Origin of the sequence: Zobellia nedashkovskayae, from assembly GCF_015330125.1 — a bacterium.
GTDB classification, from domain to species: domain Bacteria; phylum Bacteroidota; class Bacteroidia; order Flavobacteriales; family Flavobacteriaceae; genus Zobellia; species Zobellia nedashkovskayae.
Map to the genome: position 1 here is coordinate 2,186,297 of NZ_JADDXR010000002.1, position 20,630 is coordinate 2,206,926.

The 20,630-nt window shown below is 36.3% G+C and carries 14 protein-coding genes; 13 read left to right on the forward strand and 1 reads right to left on the reverse strand.

What is annotated here, in order from left to right:
- The first annotated feature begins 74 nt into the window (after nt 1–74).
- The 4 genes from IWB64_RS09200 (at nt 75) to IWB64_RS09215 (ending at nt 2,201) form a co-directional block, all read left to right on the forward strand.
- Entirely contained in the window at nt 75–656 is a 582-nt protein-coding gene (locus IWB64_RS09200) for a Crp/Fnr family transcriptional regulator (RefSeq protein ID WP_194533739.1), read from the forward strand.
- An 81-nt stretch (nt 657–737) separates the two neighbouring features.
- The gene (locus IWB64_RS09205) at nt 738–1,088 is read left to right on the forward strand and encodes a YciI family protein (RefSeq protein WP_226975840.1); all 351 of its coding nucleotides are present in this window, start codon (nt 738–740) and stop codon (nt 1,086–1,088) included.
- Between the two features lie 13 nt (nt 1,089–1,101).
- Nucleotides 1,102–1,488, forward strand: a complete 387-nt coding sequence (locus tag IWB64_RS09210) for a hypothetical protein (protein ID WP_194533740.1) — start codon at nt 1,102–1,104, stop codon at nt 1,486–1,488.
- A 65-nt stretch (nt 1,489–1,553) separates the two neighbouring features.
- The gene (locus IWB64_RS09215; protein WP_194533741.1) at nt 1,554–2,201 is read left to right on the forward strand and encodes a hypothetical protein; all 648 of its coding nucleotides are present in this window, start codon (nt 1,554–1,556) and stop codon (nt 2,199–2,201) included.
- A 121-nt stretch (nt 2,202–2,322) separates the two neighbouring features.
- Here the strand turns inward: IWB64_RS09215 and IWB64_RS09220 are convergent, their stop codons facing one another.
- The gene (locus IWB64_RS09220; protein WP_194533742.1) at nt 2,323–3,444 is read right to left on the reverse strand and encodes a methyltransferase; all 1,122 of its coding nucleotides are present in this window, start codon (nt 3,442–3,444) and stop codon (nt 2,323–2,325) included.
- 581 nt (nt 3,445–4,025) lie between these two features.
- Here IWB64_RS09220 and IWB64_RS09225 point away from each other — a divergent pair.
- From IWB64_RS09225 to IWB64_RS09265, 9 genes are all read left to right on the forward strand, one after another.
- Nucleotides 4,026–4,682 carry an RNA polymerase sigma factor gene (locus IWB64_RS09225; protein ID WP_194533743.1) on the forward strand — a complete coding sequence of 219 codons (657 nt, stop codon included), beginning with the start codon at nt 4,026–4,028 and terminating at the stop codon, nt 4,680–4,682.
- A 183-nt stretch (nt 4,683–4,865) separates the two neighbouring features.
- Complete coding sequence (locus IWB64_RS09230; protein WP_194533744.1) at nt 4,866–6,068, forward strand: FecR family protein; 1,203 nt, start codon at nt 4,866–4,868, stop codon at nt 6,066–6,068.
- A 151-nt stretch (nt 6,069–6,219) separates the two neighbouring features.
- Nucleotides 6,220–9,807: a SusC/RagA family TonB-linked outer membrane protein gene (locus tag IWB64_RS09235; protein ID WP_194533745.1), complete on the forward strand. Its 3,588-nt coding sequence runs from the start codon at nt 6,220–6,222 to the stop codon at nt 9,805–9,807.
- A 15-nt stretch (nt 9,808–9,822) separates the two neighbouring features.
- The gene (locus IWB64_RS09240) at nt 9,823–11,547 is read left to right on the forward strand and encodes a RagB/SusD family nutrient uptake outer membrane protein (RefSeq protein ID WP_194533746.1); all 1,725 of its coding nucleotides are present in this window, start codon (nt 9,823–9,825) and stop codon (nt 11,545–11,547) included.
- 236 nt (nt 11,548–11,783) lie between these two features.
- Complete coding sequence (locus IWB64_RS09245) at nt 11,784–13,430, forward strand: sulfatase family protein (RefSeq protein WP_226975841.1); 1,647 nt, start codon at nt 11,784–11,786, stop codon at nt 13,428–13,430.
- A gap of 30 nt (nt 13,431–13,460) precedes the next feature.
- A complete protein-coding gene (locus tag IWB64_RS09250; RefSeq protein WP_194533747.1) occupies nt 13,461–14,960 on the forward strand; it encodes a sulfatase-like hydrolase/transferase in 1,500 nt (499 codons plus the stop codon).
- Between the two features lie 24 nt (nt 14,961–14,984).
- Nucleotides 14,985–16,613 (forward strand): alpha-L-fucosidase, encoded by a 1,629-nt coding sequence (locus IWB64_RS09255; RefSeq protein ID WP_194533748.1) that lies wholly within the window; start codon nt 14,985–14,987, stop codon nt 16,611–16,613.
- Nucleotides 16,614–16,737: 124 nt separating this feature from the next.
- Nucleotides 16,738–18,240 (forward strand): sulfatase family protein, encoded by a 1,503-nt coding sequence (locus IWB64_RS09260; RefSeq protein ID WP_317171960.1) that lies wholly within the window; start codon nt 16,738–16,740, stop codon nt 18,238–18,240.
- 79 nt (nt 18,241–18,319) lie between these two features.
- Nucleotides 18,320–20,614, forward strand: coding sequence for a glycoside hydrolase family 95 protein (locus tag IWB64_RS09265; RefSeq protein WP_194533749.1), 2,295 nt, complete (start codon nt 18,320–18,322; stop codon nt 20,612–20,614).
- Nucleotides 20,615–20,630 lie beyond the last annotated feature (16 nt).

Here is a 20,630-nt window from a genome sequence, read left to right on the forward strand (position 1 = left end):
ATTTGGATTCCAATATAGTTTTGTAAAAATGTATTTTGCATGGTTAAAGAAACCACCCAATAGAAATGCAAGAAATGAATGAACAACATTTTTTAAATAACATTTTCAAAGCTCAAGATTTCTCCGCTGAAGAAAGGGATATTATTTTTCCCAAATTCAAACAAGTTTCATTTTCCAAGAACGATTTTCTTTTACAAGAAGGCACTACGGAAAATTATTATTGGTTTGTAGAAAGCGGGTTTGTACGTTCTTATGTTGTGGATACAGAAGGCAATGATATTTCAACTAATTTCTATTCTACGGGAGATATTGTTATTGACTGGACATCTTTTTTTCTGAGAAACCCCACAAGGGAAAATATTCAGGCTTTAACGGATTGTGTTTGTTGGCAATTAGATTTTGATACGTTTCAAACTCTTTTTCATAACATCCGAAGTTTTAGGGAGCAAGGCCGTACAACCCTTGTGAGTAGTTACTTTTCACTAAAACAGCAAAGTGTATCCATGATTGCTGATCAGGCGAAGGATAGGTATTTAAGGCTGATGAAAGAAAAACCACACGTAATACAAAATGTTTCTTTAAAGCACATTGCTTCCTTTCTTGGTATTACGGACACTTCTCTAAGTAGGCTCAGGAAAGAAATTTCTGAGGAATAGATTTTCTTGCCATAGGACAAGTTTTATATTCTCCGTTGTTCGCAACTTTACAACATAGATAATTGGTAAAACTGTAAACGAATGGAAAATCAAAAAGAATTTATGTTTCTCTTCCGTATGGAACCGAGCAAGAAACAGCCTACTGCAACACAAATTGCTAGAATGCAGAAAGAATGGGGTGCCTTTATAGGCACTATTGCTTCGCAGGCTAAATTGGTAAGTACTTCCAGAATAGGTTTTGAAGGGAATCTAATACATAAAAATGGGCGTATTGAAAACAATATTAATGTTTCTAATAACGAAACCTTAAGCGGTAATATGGTCGTGAAATCCTCTTCATTAAAGGATGCTACGGAAATGGCTAAAAATTGTCCTATTCTAACACTAGGTGGGTCTGTTGAGGTCAGGAATGTTATTCCCATGGAATCTTAAAACACGTACTTATATGAAAACGATATTTAACCAAAATACAGTTGAAGAGTTGGTGTTAAGAATCAATACATTAGAAGCTAATGACACTGCGCAATGGGGTAAAATGAATGCCTATCAAATGGTGAAACACTGCTGCTTGGGTGAAGAGATGTTTCTAGGGAAGAAAAATTACAAACGTTTATTTATTGGCCGGTTGTTTGGTTCAAAGGCCTTAAAGGGAATTTTAAAGGATGAAAAGCCCATAAAGAAAAACCAACCCACCCATCCTGAACTGAAAATTATAGGAACCGGAAATTTTGAAAATGAACAAAGGAAATGGATTGATCTGTTATGGGAATATCCAACATTTTCAAACACCAACTTTGTACATCCGTTTTTTGGAAAAATGAGTAAAGAGTAAATCGGGCAATTTGTTTACAAGCACACCAACCATCACTTAAATCAATTTGGGAAATAACTTTAAAAATGCTCAGTCTAATTTTTATACTCATTACCATTTTATCGCTAGTTCTCTTCTATTTTGGAACTGGCCAAAATAGGAAAGTCCTGATTTTGAGTGTTATATTACTTTTGGTTACTGGAGTACTGGCGTATTTCGGATTTTTTGAAAATACAGAAACCAAGCCTCCAAGATTTTTACTGGTAATTTTTTTGGGTATAGTGATGGCTACATATTTTTATAAAATAGTCCAGAAAGATGGCTTGAATTCCAACAAGTTGTTGGCCGTACATATTTTGAGAATACCAGTGGAATTAGTATTGTATCAACTCTTTTTAAGAAAGTTAATTCCGGAATTGATGACCTTTACCGGTTATAATTTTGATATTTTAGTTGGGGTTTCAGCATTAATAATTCTCATATATCTTCTAATTACAAGAAACAAATTGTCAAAACTGTTTGTAATACTATGGAATTCTATTGGTATACTTTTCTTGACGATTATTGTTGTGATTGCAATTCTATCATCTCCATTACCAATACAGCAATTCGCATTCGATCAACCTAACATAGCCCTATTGAAATTCCCTTATATCTATTTACCAGGTTATATTGTTCCCATTGTTTACCTGTCCCATATTCTATCTATTAGAAATGAGATAAGTCAAAAATAAAAGCTGTTCATGGAACGGTTGTAGTTTTTTATGCTCTAGGAAGAGCAAGATTTATCAAAATCAAATACCAATTCAAAATGGCTTTAAAGCTAACATGCAGAATGAAAAAAGCTATTTGGGACTAGTTCGTCAATACCCAAAGCTCTACTTCTTCGGTAGGTCGAGAATCTTTGTCCTCTTTTGTTTTGTTAGAATTAACCTTCACATCTTTTGTCCAAGACTTTTCTAATTTAAACCTGCCACCAGACTCCAGTTCCTTCTTAATAGGGTGTTGTTTTGTTGACTTTGTTAACTGGGCTATATTAGAAAATATAATTACAAGCTTTCCGTCTGGTAACAAGCGCTCTTTTGCAGCAGCAAAAAAATCAGGAAACAGGTTTTTATCGTAATAAACAGCCTCGTCGTTTTTATCCGAACTATCTATTTTTGGTAGCCAAGGCGAATTAAAAACAATTAATTCGGTCTGTTTATCCCATTTTCCAAAAAGAGAACCATAATCTAGCTCAATTTTTCTGGAGAGTTTGGTATCACCCATGTGTTCTTTTAAACCAATAATAGCATTAGGATTTGTATCCGTGGCAAAAACCTTTTGAAAGCCATGCTTAACCATCTGGAAGGATAATACGCCAGTGCCAACGCCTACATCAATAGCAGATTTTTTAGGTCCTTCATAACGTTTTAACCAATTATCAAAAAGAATCAATTTTTCAAAACGGGTGGAGAAATATACACCGTAATAAGGGTGTATTTTGTTCCGTAATACAGGAGTGGTAATTCCGTTTTTGTACCATTGCCAAGCACTGTTTAGGCCTTGAACTTGCGGAAAGGATAATATAAAATTGTTGTCCTCTGGATATAATTTTTCTAACCAACCAATGGAAGGCGCTTTTTTTACGGCCAGTTTATGGTCTACAATTTCTATTAAAACTAGATTTGAAAGTTTGTGAAAAGCAGAACGGAATTGGTGTTGTTCTTTAAGGGTTTTATTGGGTAGCTTTTTCTTGAGATATAATTGCAACTCTTTAAGAAGGAGTAAGCCATCACTATAAAAAGCGGTTATTAAAATAGGCTTGCCACCTTCTAAAATTTTAATAGTACGCTTAAGGTCTAAAGAGCCGTCAAAGACTATTATGGGTTTTCCTGTTTCAGATACAAAAGGTTCTGGCTTGTTTACAAGAATTGGCTCAGACTTGTTATCTTCTTTTTTTGAAGTTTTATTTACTGTAGATTTTGAAAGCGCCATTTTTTTGAATTGAAACGAATTGCAAAGTAATGAACTGAGCAAAGCGTAAGGATTAAAACCACTACATGAGTTACTTGCTAGCAATCAGGCATTAAATTGGTTGCTAGCGTTTTATTAATCAAAATAAGGACTGAAAATAGCCTTATCAATTCGCTAGTGCGAAGGGGTGTTGAAAAATAATACGAGGACAAAGATACCTCTTTATGAACCAGCACCGGGATGATAATAAATGAAAATAGATTGACTTGAACGGGAAAACCTAATTCTTTTTATTTGGAAGATGTATGAGATTGTTGAAGCTATTTCTTTTTCTGATTATTGCGGTAATACCTAATCTATATATTAACATATCGCGTTTTGAAGCAAGAAATCTTGTACGAGGTTATGACCTGAAGTGGTATTTGGTAAACCTAAAAGAGAGCAAAAGTATAATTATTTGACTATAAAAATAAGGCCTTAACTTTTTAAAAAATAAAGTATTTGTGTTAAATGGTAATAAAAATTTAACGCATTGTTGTTTTTTGAATAAATTTCTTTACTTTTTCACACTCAAACCTTGAATAAATGTCAATCTATTAAATTTGAATACTGATTTATTACATAGCGATAAAGAATATTTAAAGGAACGTGGCTCAGGTGTTTCAAAAAGTGATGCAAGCAGTTATGAATCTTCTGATTATCAACTTTGGCAAGAGTTCAAAAGGGGTAATGAAACTGCTTTTGCCACAATTTATAAGGATAATGTTCAGCGCCTATACAGTTATGGTATTAAATTGGTTCATGATAAAGGGTTGGTCAAAGATGCTATTCAAGACCTTTTTGTTGAAATTTGGGATGCAAGAGAGAAGCTGGGTGAGGTGCGCTCCATAAAATCTTATTTATACAAGTCAATTAGAAGAAAACTAATTTCCCAAACAGTAAAAAAAAGAAAGAGATCAAGTGCTAATTTTGAGTTGGAAATTGTTCATAGAGAAACAAATTCTGCAGAAATTAACCTTATTGAAAAGCAACTTTTTGACGAAAAGCGAAACAAGTTGCTCAAAACGTTGGGCAAACTTAATGACAAGCAAAGCGAAATTATACACTTAAAGTATTACGGTAATTTAACGTACAATGAAATTTCTGAAATAATGTCATTGGATAAAAAAGGTACTTACAATCTAATGGCCCATACTATTAAACTTCTAAGACAACATTGGGTAACTCTGTGTCTAATTTTCATTTTTCCTATTTCTTAACAATTTCTTTCTGTTCTACACAATTTTTTTAAATAAGAATAAAGATTCTAAGCCTGTAAATGCCTATTATCAGAGGTATTGTTAAATTTTACTTAAAAAAGGTATATTTTTTTTAAGTAAAATTTATGTTAATCCCCTCTTACTATATAGACAAGGAAAATATTAGATAGTCAATTGTAGGAAATGAGGTATAATAACTATACAGAAGAGAATTTTATTGCAGATGAATACTTCCAGAAGTGGGTGTTAGGTTCTGATGAAATGTGTGATAATTTTTGGAGTAACTGGTTGGAAGACTACCCTCATAAATTAGAGACTGTAAAAAAGGCTCGAACGTTAGTGTTATTACTCAATACTGAGGAGAGTAAGCTTCCTGAAAAAGATTTTGACGCAATGTGGAGAAACATTGTAGAAAGAAGAGCAAACGAATCCAATTTAGCTATAAACCAAAGAAACTCCAAAAAAGGTATTATCTTAAAAGTAGCGGCTGTTTTTGTGGGTATTATGGTAACCACCCTAGCTGTCTATTATGCTAACACTAACCTTGCATCAACTACCGCCGCACCAGCTCAAATTACTTTAGAACTTGAAGATGGAACCCTCAAAATTTTGGATGAAGAGGCTTTTGGGGCTGTTACCAATGCTAATGGTAATTTGGTAGTACAACAACAACAGAACTTATTGAATTATGCAGAAAACGATGCGCCAAATCAAAAACTGGTGTACAATCAACTAACGGTGCCTTATGGGAAAAAGTTTCAGTTACAGCTTTCGGATGGTTCTCATGTGTTTCTCAACTCGGGCTCAAAGCTTAGATATCCTGTAAATTTTATAGAGGGAATGCCTAGAAATGTATACTTGGATGGTGAGGCTTATTTTTCGGTTGAAAAAGACACTGAAAGACCCTTTACAGTAGTGACCCATGATATGGATACTAGAGTACTAGGTACGGAATTCAATGTTTCTAGTTACATGAATGAAAACAACACTTCTACTGTACTGGTCGAAGGGAGTGTAGTCGTTTTTAAATCTGATGAAAACGAAATGACCGAATTAGTAAAAATTAAGCCTGGCGAACGTGCGGTATTTGAAAACGATGAGATAGGTGTTAGTACCGTAAGCATTGATAAATATATAGCATGGAAAGAAGATAAACTACTTTTTGAAGATGATCAGTTCTACTTAATATTAAATGAACTGGAGCGAAACTTTAATGTGACTATAGAAAATAAATATGTGGCATTGGGCGACAAAAGATTCACAGGGTCTTTTGATGGAGAAACACTTGAGCAGATATTAAAAATCTGTAGTGAACATACTCCTTTTGACTACGCTATAAATGCAGATAAAATTACGATTACCAAAAACCAAGAGAGCCTAAATTAACCTTTGGAGCATCAGTGTGGTGCCAAAAGTGACCAAACCTAAAAATTAAATATGTGCATATGATTTGAACAAAAAAAATCGGAAAGTGTTGCAGCACTTTCCGAAAATTTAAATGACCTAGTCGCTTAACAACTAAAATCAATTCAAAATTATGAAAAAACGAAGGAACACTCCTGGAGGTTGGAAGTATATTTTTCCAAAATTCGACTTAAAGATGAAATTATCGTTATTGTTCTTGTTTACCGCATTACTTCAGCTACAAGCTAATGTAGGATATGCCCAAAAAACCAAGATTTCTTTAGATCTTGACAACGTATCCGTGCTCAATGTTATTGCGGAAATAGAGTCAAAATCCGAATTTAAATTCTTTTATAGCAAAGAAGACCTTGAAGCAATTGGGTCTATTAGTATCAAAGCTAACAAAGAGAATATAGATAAAATTCTACAACGAATTTTCTCTAAAGGCACTATCAAGTATAAGGTTCTAGAGAAGCAAATTATTCTAACCCCTTTAAAGGGTGAAGAAAAAAATGTAGATGAGGGCAACTATGTAGACGGTCCAATTCAACAGCAATTTAAAGTTAGTGGTCAGGTCTATGATTCAAATGGCTTACCATTATCTGGGGCTAGTGTACTTGAAAAAGGTACGATTAACGGAGTTACTGTAAATTTTGATGGTGAGTTCGTTATTGAAGTAGGTAGTGCAGATGCTGTACTGGAGATATCCTATATTGGTTTTACCACCAAGGAAGTTCCTGTAGATGGCAAGGATGAAGTAGTAGTAACTTTAAAAGAAAATACTTCAGAATTAAAAGAGGTAATAGTTGTTGGTTACGGTACTCAGAAAAAGGTGAATTTAACCGCAGCAGTATCGCAAGTAGATGCTGAAGTTTTCAAAGATAGACCTACTGCTAATGCTGTACAATCTTTACAAGGTACGGTGCCTGGTTTGTTTATTACTAATTCTACAGCTGGGGGTGAGCCTGGTGCTGATTCTAATATCAACATTCGTGGTTACTTAACAAGTGGTGCAACTGGTGCTATAGGAGACAGCGGTCCTTTAGTACTTGTAGACGGAGTGCGTATGGAAATAAACGATATTAACCCACAAGATATTGAATCTGTCTCTGTACTTAAAGATGCCGCTGCCGCTGCCATATATGGCTCAAATGCCGCTTCAGGTGCTATTTTGGTGACCACTAAAAGTGGTAAAGCTTCAAATGGAAAGGCTAGAATAAGCTATAGCTCAAATGTAGCTTTTTCATCCCCTACGTCATATCCAGATGCTGCGAGTCCTATTGACTTTGCTTATACTATTAATGATGCCCGTATTAACAATGGTCAGGGAGTTTATTATGACGAGACCGACTTAGCCAATATAAGAGCTAATATGGCTAATCCAGGTAGTGCACCTTCTATAGAGAGCAATGCTACTGGGAACGCTTGGAATTATGGGACAATTGGTATCGAAGGTACGGGCGCAACGGACTGGGATGAGATTATTCTAAAAAAATCTGCGGTAAGAACAAAACATGATTTAAGTATATCCGGTGGTACCGAAAAAGTGAACTATTATATTTCTGCGGGTGCTTATGATGAAGAGGGTTTACTAAAAGTAGGAGACGAATCTTTTCAGAGATACAATATAGATGCAAAATTCAGTGCACAAGCCAATGAATGGTTAACAGTAGAATTATATACTAAGTATTTAAAAAGTTTTACTGATTTTCCTTCAGAAACTGGTCAGGGAACGGATTTACGAAATAAAACCAGAGTTCTTGATTTAATTACTAAAATAAAACCTACACTACCACAATTCGATCCAATTTATGGTGAAGAATTATTACAACATACTTATTATCCATTTTGGGAGTTTCAACGTTTAAAGACTAGGACCGATCAAATTATTCTTGCACCTAAATTCATTATTCGACCCACAGAGAATCTTACATTAAATGTAGATTTAAATTATAGAAGAAATAATGGCTTTAGGGAAGAGACTATTTTGGCGCATCAACAAGTTGTCCCAAATGGTCTTGTTGATAGAATTTCTCAACAACAAACGTCGTACTCACCAACAGTTTCTAGAACTGAATATTTCTCGCCAAATATCTATGCCAATTATGATAAAACTGTAAATAACCATAATTTTAATGTAACGGCAGGTTTTCAAAGCGAGATAACCGATGTTTATTCTCTCCAAGCTACAACAGATTATTTAATTACAAACGATATAGTTTCTCTCAGTGCTGCATTAGACGATGATCAAATAATTAATGACGAGATTATCCAGGACTTTACTACTGTAGGTTATTTTGGTAGGTTGAGATATAATTATAAAGAAAAGTATCTTGCAGAGTTTACTTATAGAAGGGATGGCTCTTCTCGATTTGCACCAGGAAATCAATGGGTAGGATTACCTAGTTTTTCCGTTGGTTACAACATTGCCAAAGAAAATTTTTGGCCAATTGATAAAATCAACACTTTTAAATTAAGAGGGTCTTATGGTTCTTTAGGAAATCAGAATGTAGAACTCTACAGATATCTATCTACTATTCCTATAAATACACCTGGAACTAGCTTCTTATTTAATGGGCAACAGGGTATTTTTTCTTCAACACCCGACCTAGCAAGTCAAGGTTTAACTTGGGAAACTGTGACCACAACAGATATAGGTTTAGATTTTGGTGCTTTTGACAATAAGTTGAACATGGCTTTTTCTTGGTACAGAATAGACACCGAGGACATGACCGGTCCAGGTTTAGATTTGCCATCACAGCTTGGGGTTACACCTCCCTTTCGTAATGTTGGAACATCTAGAGTGCAAGGTTTTGACCTAGAAGTAACATGGCGACAGCAATTAGGAGATTTTGGATATAGTATTAGAGGTGTTCTTAATGATTATAAGCAGACGATTGTAGACTACCCTAATGAAGGTAGTATTTTGAACAGTTTCTTCGAAGGTCAAGATCTTGGAGCTATTTATGGTTATGAAACTGATGGTTTGTTTCAAAGCAACGAAGAAGCTGACGCATACACAGCAGGAGTAGATCAATCCTTTATTAACGGAAATGCTTATGAAGCTGGAGATTTAAGATATGTCGATCAAAACGGTGATGGTCTTATAGATAACGGTAATAATGCAGATGGCGATAGTGGAGACCTTAAAGTTATAGGTAATAGTACACCGCGTTTCCAATACGGATTTACAGTGGGTATGAATTATAAAAATTTTGATTTCAATGCCTTTTTACAAGGAGTAGGAAAACGTGACGTAAATTTAGTTACAGGAAATTCTCAAGGATTTAGAGGTCCATCTAATGGTCCCTTCCATGCTTTTGTTTGGGAAGGCCATTTAGATTATTGGAGACCAGAAGATACGACTAATCCGTTAGGTGCCAATACAGATGCTTATTTTCCAAAACCTTATTTAAATGGTGGAGGTAGAACCAATAAAAACTACAATCAAAATACAACGCACTTTATACAAAGCGGTGCCTATGCTAGATTAAAAAGTTTACAGATAGGATATACCCTCCCTTCAGATTTAACTAATAAATTTAATATTAGCAATATAAGATTGTACGTAACAGGTGAAAATTTATTTACTATTTCTGATTTGATCTTTTTTGATCCTGAGACGGTGAGGGATTTTGCTGGTAATAGTGACCTAGTAGGTAGCGCATCATCCTATCCATTATCCAAAATAGTGTCGTTTGGAGCAAATATCTCATTTTAAAAAAAAAGAATAATTATGAAAAATATATATAAACTACTTATTCTAAGTGCAATATTTTCTTTAACAGCTTGTGAAGATTACTTAGATAAGCCGCCTTTAGATGAAATTTCCGAAGTTACTTTTTATCAAAATTCTAATGACCTTAGAACAGCTGTAAATGGGTTTTATAATGACTTACCGGGCTGGCAAGGTCTTAATGTTGGTTTCAACATTTTACCTGATAGTAGTACGGATATGGGGACGACTGAAGCCCCGAGCAATGGACTCAGCGGATTAGCTTATGATTTGCCAACCTCTGGTTCCGGCTTTGGCGCGGGCACCAATTGGAGTTGGGATGAGGTGAGGGAAATAAACTTTCTTATAGATCGTTTAGATCAACCTATATCTATTGATGATACGGACCAAGCTTTAATTGACCAATTTTCTGGAGAAGCCTATTTTTTTAGAGCCTACTATTATTTTCTTCAATTAACAAGGTATGGAGATGTGCCAATATTCCCTAACAGTTTTACCGCTGACGATGAGGAATTTGTTTTTGCAGCTAGAGACCCAAGAAACGAAGTTGCGGATTTTATTCTTTCAGATTTAGACACTGCAATTGGTCTAATGCTATCTTTTTCAGAAATTCCTGATGCTCCAAGAGTAAGTAGAGAAGCTGCGCAACTGTTTAAAGCAACAGTGGCTTTGTATGAAGGTACTTGGGAAAAATACCATAACAACACCCCTTTAGGTGTTGCAGGATCAGATGGTAGTCGTTTTCTTGAAATAGCAGCAGATGCAGCGCAAGATGTAATGAATAGCGGTGTATTTTCTTTACACAACGACTATGCAAGTTTATTTAATCAAGTTGGTTTGGCTAACAATACAGAGGTATTGTTATGGAAAGATTATGATGCGGTTTCATTAGGCCTGGCAAATGTGTTACAGATATCATGGCCCAATAGATGTGGCTACACTAAATTTGCGGTTGATAGTTATTTGGCTGCGGATGGTTTACCTACTGCTTTAAGTGATGTTGATGGAAGTAATTTAGACTTAAACACTATTGAAATTGGCAGAGATCCAAGATTAGCTGAATTAATTATGGTTCCTGGCGACGTGGTGGAAATACGAAATGGAGAGACTTTACTTTGGGAATTTCCAGACTTTGGTGATGCAAACACGGGCAATACAGGTTATGAAAGTCAGAAGTACAGAAACGTAAACTATGACGGTGATGTTGATGATTTTACTCAGAATACGTCAAGAATTATTATGCGTTACGCAGAAGCATTGTTAATTTTTGCAGAAGCGAAAGCTGAATTAGGTACCATTACGCAATCAGATTTAGATATATCTATAAATCTATTGCGTGACCGTGCTGGTATGCCCGGTATTACATTGTCCAACATTGCTGTAGATCCTAACTGGCCAGATTATGGCTACAATTTAACTCCTATTCAATATGAAGTTAGAAGAGAGCGTTCTGTTGAACTTATGGCAGAAGGATTTAGAACAAACGACTTAAGGAGATGGAGAGCACATGCATTATTTGATGGTGATCAACCAAGAGGTGCATTTTATAACGATGGTATAGTGAACACTGTATCTGTCGAAACTCCCTTGGATAGCGATGGCTTTTTATTACCGTTTAGTAATTTTGGAAACTACAACTTTGATCCAACTAGAGGGTATTTAAGCCCTATACCAACGGACGAACTTATTTTAAACCCTAACCTAGAACAGACTCCAGGTTGGTAAATAGTACAAAATAAAAATGTTAGTTAGTTCCCTCGGTTTGTTAGTTTATTAAGTAGAGAAAGGGAGGTTGTTCCTCCCTTTTTTTATAACTTTTACTTGAGTTTATTTGCCTTGCACCAAGAGTGTTTAAGTTACTTATTACTTTCCTTTAAAGATAACGGAGATATTAATTGGATAGTGAATAATTTGGCACCTAAGTAGGGTTTAAGAACTAATGAAAAGACAATCTATCATTAATGAAAAATTTGATAATGCTGAAAAAAATGTATTACCGAAAGGGTAAAGTTAACCAAGGAGCTCTATTTTTTAATCTGTTTTATTTAACACTTCTGTTTGCAAGTTGCCAAACAAAAGTTGACGATAAAAAAACGGAACAGCCGCCGAATATCATTTTTATAATGAGCGATGACCATGCGTACCAAGCCATAAGTGCTTACGGTCATGGTTTAAATAATACCCCTAATATTGATAGAATTGCAAACGAAGGTGCATTGTTCACCAAAGGATATGTCAACAATTCAATATGTGCACCAAGTAGGGCGGCAATGCTCACCGGTAAACATAGCCACATGAACGGTAAGGTAGATAATATATTACCTTTTGATTGGAGTCAAGATAATTTTGCCAAACACTTACAAACAGCGGGTTATGAAACTGCTTTGATAGGTAAAATTCATTTAGATGGTATCCCACAAGGTTTTGATTATTCAAATGTGCTACCAGGGCAAGGTCAATATTATTCACCTGAGTTTATTGAGAACGGAATCAAAAAAACGTATCAAGGCTATATCACTCAAGTAACCACAGATTTAACCTTAGATTGGTTAGATAAGAAACGAGATGAGAAAAAACCTTTTATGGTAATGTACCATCAAAAAGCACCGCACAGAACATGGATGCCAGAAGAAAAGTACTTTACTTTATTTGACGATACTCAATTTACACCACCGGATAATTTTTTTGATGACTATGAAGGCAGGCCAGCTGCCGCGGACCAAGAAATGGGTATCTACAAAGACATGGATTTGGTGTATGATTTAAAAATGCTCGATAAGGAAAAAGAAATTAAAACTCCTTATCGTGGAATGTTCCAAAGGCAGTATGACCGAATGACTGATGAACAAAAAAAGGCTTGGGATGCGTATTACGATCCAATCATTAAGGATTTTAAATCAAAGAATTTAGAGGGTAAGGATTTAGCGCTTTGGAAATATCAAAGGTATATGCAAGATTACTTACGTACAATTCAATCTGTTGATGATGGCGTTGGTGAAGTTTTAGACTATTTGAAGGAAAACGGATTAGAAGAAAATACGATTGTAGTATATACTTCTGATCAAGGTTTTTATTTGGGAGAGCATGGTTGGTTCGATAAGCGTTTTATGTACGAAGAGTCCTTTAGAACTCCAATTTTAATGAAGTATCCAAAGGAGATAAAAGCAGGTTCAAAAATCAACAACTTGATTCAGAATATTGATTTTGCCCCAACATTCTTGGACTATGCAAACGTTGAAATACCGAAAGACATACAAGGAGAATCGTTCCGAAAATTAGTTTCTGGTGAAGCTTCAGAATGGCGCGATGCTATTTACTATACGTATTATGAATATCCTGCGGAACATAAAGTAAAACGGCATTACGGCATTAGGACAGATAGGTATAAGCTCATTCATTTCTACTATGATATTGATGTATGGGAATTGTATGATTTAGAACAAGATCCCACAGAAATGAAAAATCTATATGATAACCCTGAATATGCATCGGTTCAAGAAAATATGCATAAACAGCTTCAAGATTTACGTAAAAAATATGGGGATAGTGATGAATTGACCCAACAGAATTTAGAGCGGTTTTTAGATGCGAAGGGAATAGAGAAATGAGGAAAACGATAAAAGTTGAATCATAAATTAATGAAGTACAAAATCAACTCAAACTATTACAGGCTGTTATTAGCTATTACACTCTTTGTAGGATGTAAGGCTGAAACCAAAACTGTTGCAAAATCGGATAAGCCTAATATACTTTTTTTATTTACTGATGACCAACGCTATACATCCGTTGGTAGTTTAGGAATAGAAGAGGTCTTGACCCCTGCTTTAGATGGTTTAATGGAACAAGGCACCTCGTTTACCAATTCTTATATTTTGGGAGCACCCCATGGTGCTGTTTGTTCGCCTAGTAGGGCAATGTTAATGACGGGTCGTCATTATTTTAATCTAGAACCTAATGTATATGCGCAGTTCTCAGTTGCCGATAGTTTAAAAGGAGTCTCAAAGCATTTGACCTTTCCAGAATATTTTAAGGCTAACGGATACCATACTTTCGCTACTGGAAAACAACATAACGGCGTGCAATGGGTAGAGAAGGGGTTTGATGAAGGTAAATCATTGTATTTAGGAGGAATGACTAAACATTTTGGTACAAAGGTCAAAGACTTCAATAAGGAAAGAGGCTGGTCTAAACCTTATATCAATGAAGAGAAATTTTCTAGTGAACTTTTTGCTGATGCAGCTATCGATTTCTTAGAAGATGATAAATCTGATAGTCCTTTTTTAATATACGTAGCCTTTACGGCACCGCATGATCCCAGGACCGCTCCAAAAGAATACCATGCTATGTATTTGGAGGAAGAAACCAAAGTTCCTGAGAATTTTATGGAAGGGCACCCTTTTCCCATTGCCGATATGAAAATACGCGATGAAAAGTTAGCTGCTTTTCCAAGAACCAAAAAGGAGGTTAAGAAGCATATATCAGATTATCATGCTATGATAACCGCTACAGATACTCAAATTGAAAGAGTATTAGAAGCATTGAAAGCTTCAGGAAAAGCGGATAATACGATTATAGTTTTTTCTGGCGATAACGGCCTTGCAGTGGGGCAACATGGTTTGTTGGGCAAACAAAGCGTTTATGAACATAGTATAAAAGTTCCATTAATTTTTGTAGGCCCAGGAATACCAAAAAATCAAAAAAGAGAGGCGTTCGCGTATCTGCATGATGTATTTCCTACACTTTGCGGATTAGTAGATATTGACATACCAGAATCTATTCAAACAGAAAATCTAAGTCCAATTTTATCTGGTGATAAAAAGCAGGTCAGACCATCAATGCTCTATGCTTATAATGCATGGCCTGGTGATAAAAAGCCAACACAAAGAGGGGCACATCGAGCAGTTCGTAAAGGAGATTATAAACTAATCGTTAGCAGTAAAGATGGTAAAGTTACATATCAGCTTTTCAATATAAAAAACGACCCTTGGGAAATGGAAAATCTAATTTCATATCTAGAGTTCAAAAATAAGAAATCTGATTTACTGATTGAACTGAAATCATTAATGAAAAAAACCGGGGATCCAGCTGATTTAAATGAAGAAATGTTCGGTTTATATAGCTTGGAACAATCAGAGTAATAAGTAGCGAGAAATGGCATGATAATGCAAACGAAATCATTTTTAAGAAGAGGTATTCTGAGTTTTTTTACGCTTTGTGTATTTTATACACAAGCTCAAGAGGTTAATAAGAATTTAGAATGGGATGAGTTGGCCAAATCTTATTCGTGTCCAGAATGGTTCAGGGATGCTAAATTCGGAATTTGGTTTCATTGGGGTCCACAAAGTGTACCTGAGCAAGGTGGGGGATGGTATGCTAGGCATATGTACATGAAAGATGTGGGCAAACAGGTGTTTGGTAAAATGGCAAATCCATATCATTTAAAAACATTCGGGCATCCTTCGGTATTCGGTTTTAAAGATATTATCAATTCTTGGAAAGCAGAGAATTTTAATGCAGAAGAGCTTATTGATTTTTCCAAGAATAACGGAGCCAAATATATTGTAGCATTAGCCAATCATCATGACCATTTTGATTTGTTCAATTCTACATATCACCCATGGAACTCGTTTCAGGTCGGTCCAAAGAAAGATATCATTAAAGAGTTTGCGGATGCCTCTAGAGCGGCCAATTTAAAATTTGGGGTAACCAGTCATGATAACAGACATTTAGAATGGTGGAAACCGGTTTTTGGGGCAGATGAAAGTGGCGAATATAAAGGAATTCCCTACGATGGTAGGCTCACAAAAGAAGATGGAAAAGGCAAATGGTGGGATGGGCTAGATCCAGCAGATTTGTACGGTCCTATTCCTGAAAAAAGAACTGCTGAGGTAATTGAGGCCATCAAAGAAAACTGGGAAAAACGACATTTAGAATTGGTAAATACGTATAAACCTGACCTTTTGTATTATGATGGAGGTAAATTTTCATACGGCGAACACGGTAAAGAAGTAAGCCGAAGGTTATATAACAATAGCCTGTTACAAAATGGAAGTATTGAAGCTGTAATGTTGCTAAAAGGACGGGTTCCCGGAACGGTTAACGAAGTGGAAAGTGGTGGAAGTAATACCTTAAGAAAAGAGCCGTGGCAATCTGAAATTACTTTCACCGATTGGTTCTATAAAAAAGATAGACACCTTACCCATAATGCAAGAACCATTTTAGAAATGTTGATAGATGCAGTAAGTAAAAATGGAAATCTCCTTTTAAACATAGAATTACATCCTGATGGAACCATCCCTAGTGAACAAAGAGTGATTATAGATATTGTGGGAGATTGGTTAAAAACTAACGGAGAAGCCATTTACGAAACTAGACCATGGAACGTGTATGGAGACGGTGTTAGTGTAAGAGGAGGCAGCTCACTTATAGCAAACGGTGAGATAAGAAATGTTGATGAGAATGCGGCAACCATGAAGCATAAAGGGGAACATTACAACCAAAGAACAACGGCTTCCCCCGAGTATGCTAATGATGAAGTACGTTTTACTACCAACGACAATGTGTTTTACATCATCTCGCTCAATCCCAAGGAGGGAAAATTACTAATTCCCACTCTAGGGCTTGGCAAGTCAACAAATCCAGGGAAGTTAAAATCACTGATTCGTCTTGATACCAACACAAAGGTAGAATTTATGCAATCAGAGGTAGGGGCAATGGTAAATGTATCCGTCATTAATGGTAGAAGTTACCCTATTGTATATAAAGCAGAGTTTAAAAATGTTACCTATTAAACCACAAACCAAAACAGCATACCCTATGAACTATAGACTTGTTATGATAATATTAAAAAAGGCTATTTTTTTGTGTACGATAACACTACTAATTTCGTCGTGTAAAGAAGATAAAAAAAGTATAGTGGCGGAAAAAACCCAACCTAATATTCTTTTTATAATGGCCGACGACCATACGTCTCAAGCTTGGGGGATTTATGGTGGTATTTTAGAAGATTATGTACATACGCCCAACATAAAAAGGTTGGCAAAGGAGGGCACGGTACTTGAAAATTGCTTGGTTTCAAATTCCATTTGCACTCCTAGTCGAGCAACAATTCTTACCGGGCAGTATAGCCACGTTAATGGCGTGACAACCTTAGGTGCCGGATTGTCTCCTCAATATAACAACATTGCCAAAGAGCTTCAAAAAGGAGGGTATCAAACATCGGTAATTGGTAAATGGCATCTTAAACAAGAGCCTGCAGGTTTTGATTACTATTGTGTGCTTCCAGGTCAAGGTGAGTATTGGAATCCCGTAATGAAAACCAAAGAAAACTGGGAAGATTACTATGCTGGAGGAAAACAATATGAAGGATTTAGCACAGACTTAATAGCGGATAAAACTATTGATTGGATAGAGAACAGGGATAAGGATAAACCCTTTATGGCCATGTGCCACTTTAAAGCTACCCACGAACCTTTTGATTACCCGGAAAGATTTAGCGATTTAAACAAAGATGTAGATATTCCAGTACCAGCTTCAATTTATGATAAAGGCGCAGAAACTACAGGAAGGTCTTTCAAAGGACAGTCTATTGATAATCTAAAAAAACGCTATTTAGAGGCCACGGCAGACCCATCATTGCGAAAAGATTTTATGAATTATCCTGATTTGCCATTTTCGGTAGACGGACTATCGAACGATGAAGCACGGTACAAGACCTATCAGAAATACGTTAAAGATTTTATGCGCTGTGGGGCTGCCGCCGATGATAATATTGGTAAGCTTTTAGATTATCTGGAAGAGTCCGGTCTTGCAGAGAATACAGTGGTCATTTACACTGCGGATCAAGGTTATTTCTTAGGGGAACATGGCTGGTTTGACAAGCGGTTAATTTTTGAAGAATCTATTCACATGCCTTTCGTAATCAGGTATCCAAAAGAAATAAGGGCTGGAGCAAGAAACAAGGACTTAATAGAGAATGCAGATTTCTCGGCACTTTTTGCAGATTATGCCGGTATAGATTATCCGGAAACAATGCAAGGCCGCAGTTTTCGGGAAAATTTAAAGGGCAATACTCCGGATGATTGGAGGACGTATGGCTACTACCGGTATTGGGACCATTCCAAAGATCGCCCAGGTCATTTTGGTATTAGGGGCGAACGCTATAAGCTTGCATTTTTCTACGGAAATGGATTAAAAGTTAACGAGTATACAGCTGAAGAGCAACCTACTCAATATTGGGATTTCTATGATTTGCAAGAAGACCCGAATGAATTGCACAATGCATATGAAGATGAAAAATATCAGGATATCATCACAGAGATGAAAACTGAGATTCTAGCTCAAAGGGAAGCATTGGGAGATACAGATAAGGAGAATGCCGAAGTACTTGAAATTATCAAAGCGTATTGGAATGAATAACCGCTAAAAATCTGATTTGAGAATTTTTTATTGGTTTATCCAGAACTTACGAGATACATAGTAGTAAAAAGAACACTATATGAAAAGTATAAATAAATTCACCCTTATTTGGGTACTCATTCTTGGTCCTGTACTTCTAAGCGGACAAGAAAATATGCACTTATCCTATGATGTGCCTGCCACAGAATGGACCGAAGCTTTGCCAGTTGGTAATGGAAGCCTTGGAGCAATGATTTTTGGTGGTGTGGAGCAAGAACATCTTCAATTTAACGAAGAAACGCTTTGGGCAGGAGAACCACATGATTATGCACATAAAGGCGCTGGCGAGCATCTAGCGGAAATAAGAAAATTACTTTCGGAAGGAAAGCAACTAGAAGCTCAGGATTTAGCTACGAATGAATTTATGAGCGTGCCTATTAAACAGGTTCCTTATCAACCTTTCGGTGATTTATATTTAAATTTTCCAAACCATAAAAATTTTGAAAACTACAATAGAAAACTGGACTTGTCCAATGCCGTTAGTAGTGTTTCTTATACTGTAGATGGTGTTGATTATGAGAGAAAAGTCCTTTCTAGTTTCCCTGATCAGTTATTGGCCGTACAAGTTTCATCCAGTAAGTCCAAAGTTTTGAATTTTGAGGTTTGGATGGATGCCTTGCATGAAGATAAGCAGGTAACTTCTGCAGGTTCATCGCAGACCCTTAAGGTAAAAGTAAAAGACGGGGCATTAAGAGGGGTAGCTACATTCAAGGTACAAACTGATGGAAAGTTGACAACTATAGAAGGTAAACTAACAATTTCCAAAGCTTCATGGGCTACCATTTACTTGACAGCGGCTACCAATTATGTGAATTACAACGACGTTACAGGAAACCCGGAAGCCAAAGTAGATGAGGTATTGTCCAAAATTGAAGGAGAGAAATTTAGTAGCATTGAAAAAAATCATATAGAAGATTACCAGTCACTTTATAATCGTTTAAAAATAGATTTAGGTGATAATGGGCGGTCCAAAAAGCCAACGAACCAGCGCATCTATGATTTCTGGAAAGACCCCAATGACCCACAATTGGTGGCGCTCTATGTGCAGTATGCTAGATATTTGCTAATATCAAGCAGCAGACCGGGTACAAAACCAGCTACCTTACAAGGTATCTGGAACCACAAATTAAATCCACCTTGGTTCAGCAGTTATACCACCAATATAAATGTAGAAATGAACTATTGGCCGGCGGAGATGGTTAATCTTAGTGAATGTCACGAACCCTTATTTGGATTGATAAAAGACCTTTCTGAAACCGGTAAAACCGTAGCAAAAGAACATTACAACGCAGAAGGGTGGATTGCGCACCATAACGTAGATATTTGGCGTGGAGCTGCACCGGTAAATGCATCTCACCATGGTATCTGGTTAGGAGGAGGAGCATGGTTGAGTTCGCATATTTGGGAGCATTACCTCTTTACCCAAGATAAAGAATTTCTTAGAGAGTATTTTCCTATTATAAAAGAATCGGCATTGTTCTATTCTCAATTTTTATACGAAGACCCCAAGACAGGATATCTTATCAGTTCACCATCTAACTCTCCAGAAATAGGAGGTTTGGTAGCAGGCCCCACAATGGACCATCAATTGATAAGAGCTTTGTTCAGAACAGTTATTTCTGCTACTGAAATTTTGGAAGAAGACCAAGGTTTTGCAGGAAAGCTATCTGATATGTTACCCAGAATAGCACCTAATAAAATAGGTAAACACGGTCAGTTACAAGAGTGGATGGAGGACCGTGATGATCCTGAGAACCACCACAGACATGTATCTCATTTATGGGCAGTACACCCTGGAAACGAAATCAATTGGGAAGAAACTCCTGAATTGATGAAAGCGGCAAAACAATCTTTGGAATATAGAGGCGATAACGGAACAGGATGGAGCTTGGCATGGAAAATCAATTTTTGGTCCAGGTTCAAAGATGGTAATAGAGCGTATAGATTAATGCATAAACTTTTGAGTCCTGCAGAAGAGCCTTTACGCGAGACAAGTGGAGGTTCGTATCCTAACCTTTTTGATGCACATCCACCATTTCAAATAGACGGAAATTTTGGCGGCACTTCTGGCATTTTAGAAATGCTAGTACAAAGTCAAATGGGAGAAATAGAAATTTTACCTGCCCTTCCCGATGCATTGCCAAATGGAGAAATATCAGGTCTAGTAGCCCGTGGTGGTTTTGAAATTTCCCTAAAATGGAAAGATTCAGAAATGGAATCCTTAGAAGTTTTGTCTAAAAACGGGTCTGATTGTAAAATTGAATATAAAGGGAAAACCATAGCCTTCGGGACGGAAGTTGGTAAAAAATATAAGTTTAACAAAGAGCTAAAATAGCTTGTAAAAATAAAGA

Excerpts from the sequence above, each read along its gene's own strand:
- IWB64_RS09200 (WP_194533739.1), top strand. The coding sequence starts at position 75 with ATGAATGAACAACATTTTTTAAATAACATTTTCAAAGCTCAAGATTTC.
- IWB64_RS09205 (WP_226975840.1), top strand. The coding sequence starts at position 738 with ATGGAAAATCAAAAAGAATTTATGTTTCTCTTCCGTATGGAACCGAGC.
- IWB64_RS09210 (WP_194533740.1), top strand. The coding sequence starts at position 1,102 with ATGAAAACGATATTTAACCAAAATACAGTTGAAGAGTTGGTGTTAAGA.
- IWB64_RS09215 (WP_194533741.1), top strand. The coding sequence starts at position 1,554 with ATGCTCAGTCTAATTTTTATACTCATTACCATTTTATCGCTAGTTCTC.
- IWB64_RS09220 (WP_194533742.1), bottom strand. The coding sequence starts at position 3,444 with ATGGCGCTTTCAAAATCTACAGTAAATAAAACTTCAAAAAAAGAAGAT.
- IWB64_RS09230 (WP_194533744.1), top strand. The coding sequence starts at position 4,866 with ATGAGGTATAATAACTATACAGAAGAGAATTTTATTGCAGATGAATAC.
- IWB64_RS09235 (WP_194533745.1), top strand. The coding sequence starts at position 6,220 with ATGAAAAAACGAAGGAACACTCCTGGAGGTTGGAAGTATATTTTTCCA.
- IWB64_RS09240 (WP_194533746.1), top strand. The coding sequence starts at position 9,823 with ATGAAAAATATATATAAACTACTTATTCTAAGTGCAATATTTTCTTTA.
- IWB64_RS09245 (WP_226975841.1), top strand. The coding sequence starts at position 11,784 with ATGAAAAATTTGATAATGCTGAAAAAAATGTATTACCGAAAGGGTAAA.
- IWB64_RS09250 (WP_194533747.1), top strand. The coding sequence starts at position 13,461 with ATGAAGTACAAAATCAACTCAAACTATTACAGGCTGTTATTAGCTATT.
- IWB64_RS09255 (WP_194533748.1), top strand. The coding sequence starts at position 14,985 with ATGCAAACGAAATCATTTTTAAGAAGAGGTATTCTGAGTTTTTTTACG.
- IWB64_RS09265 (WP_194533749.1), top strand. The coding sequence starts at position 18,320 with ATGAAAAGTATAAATAAATTCACCCTTATTTGGGTACTCATTCTTGGT.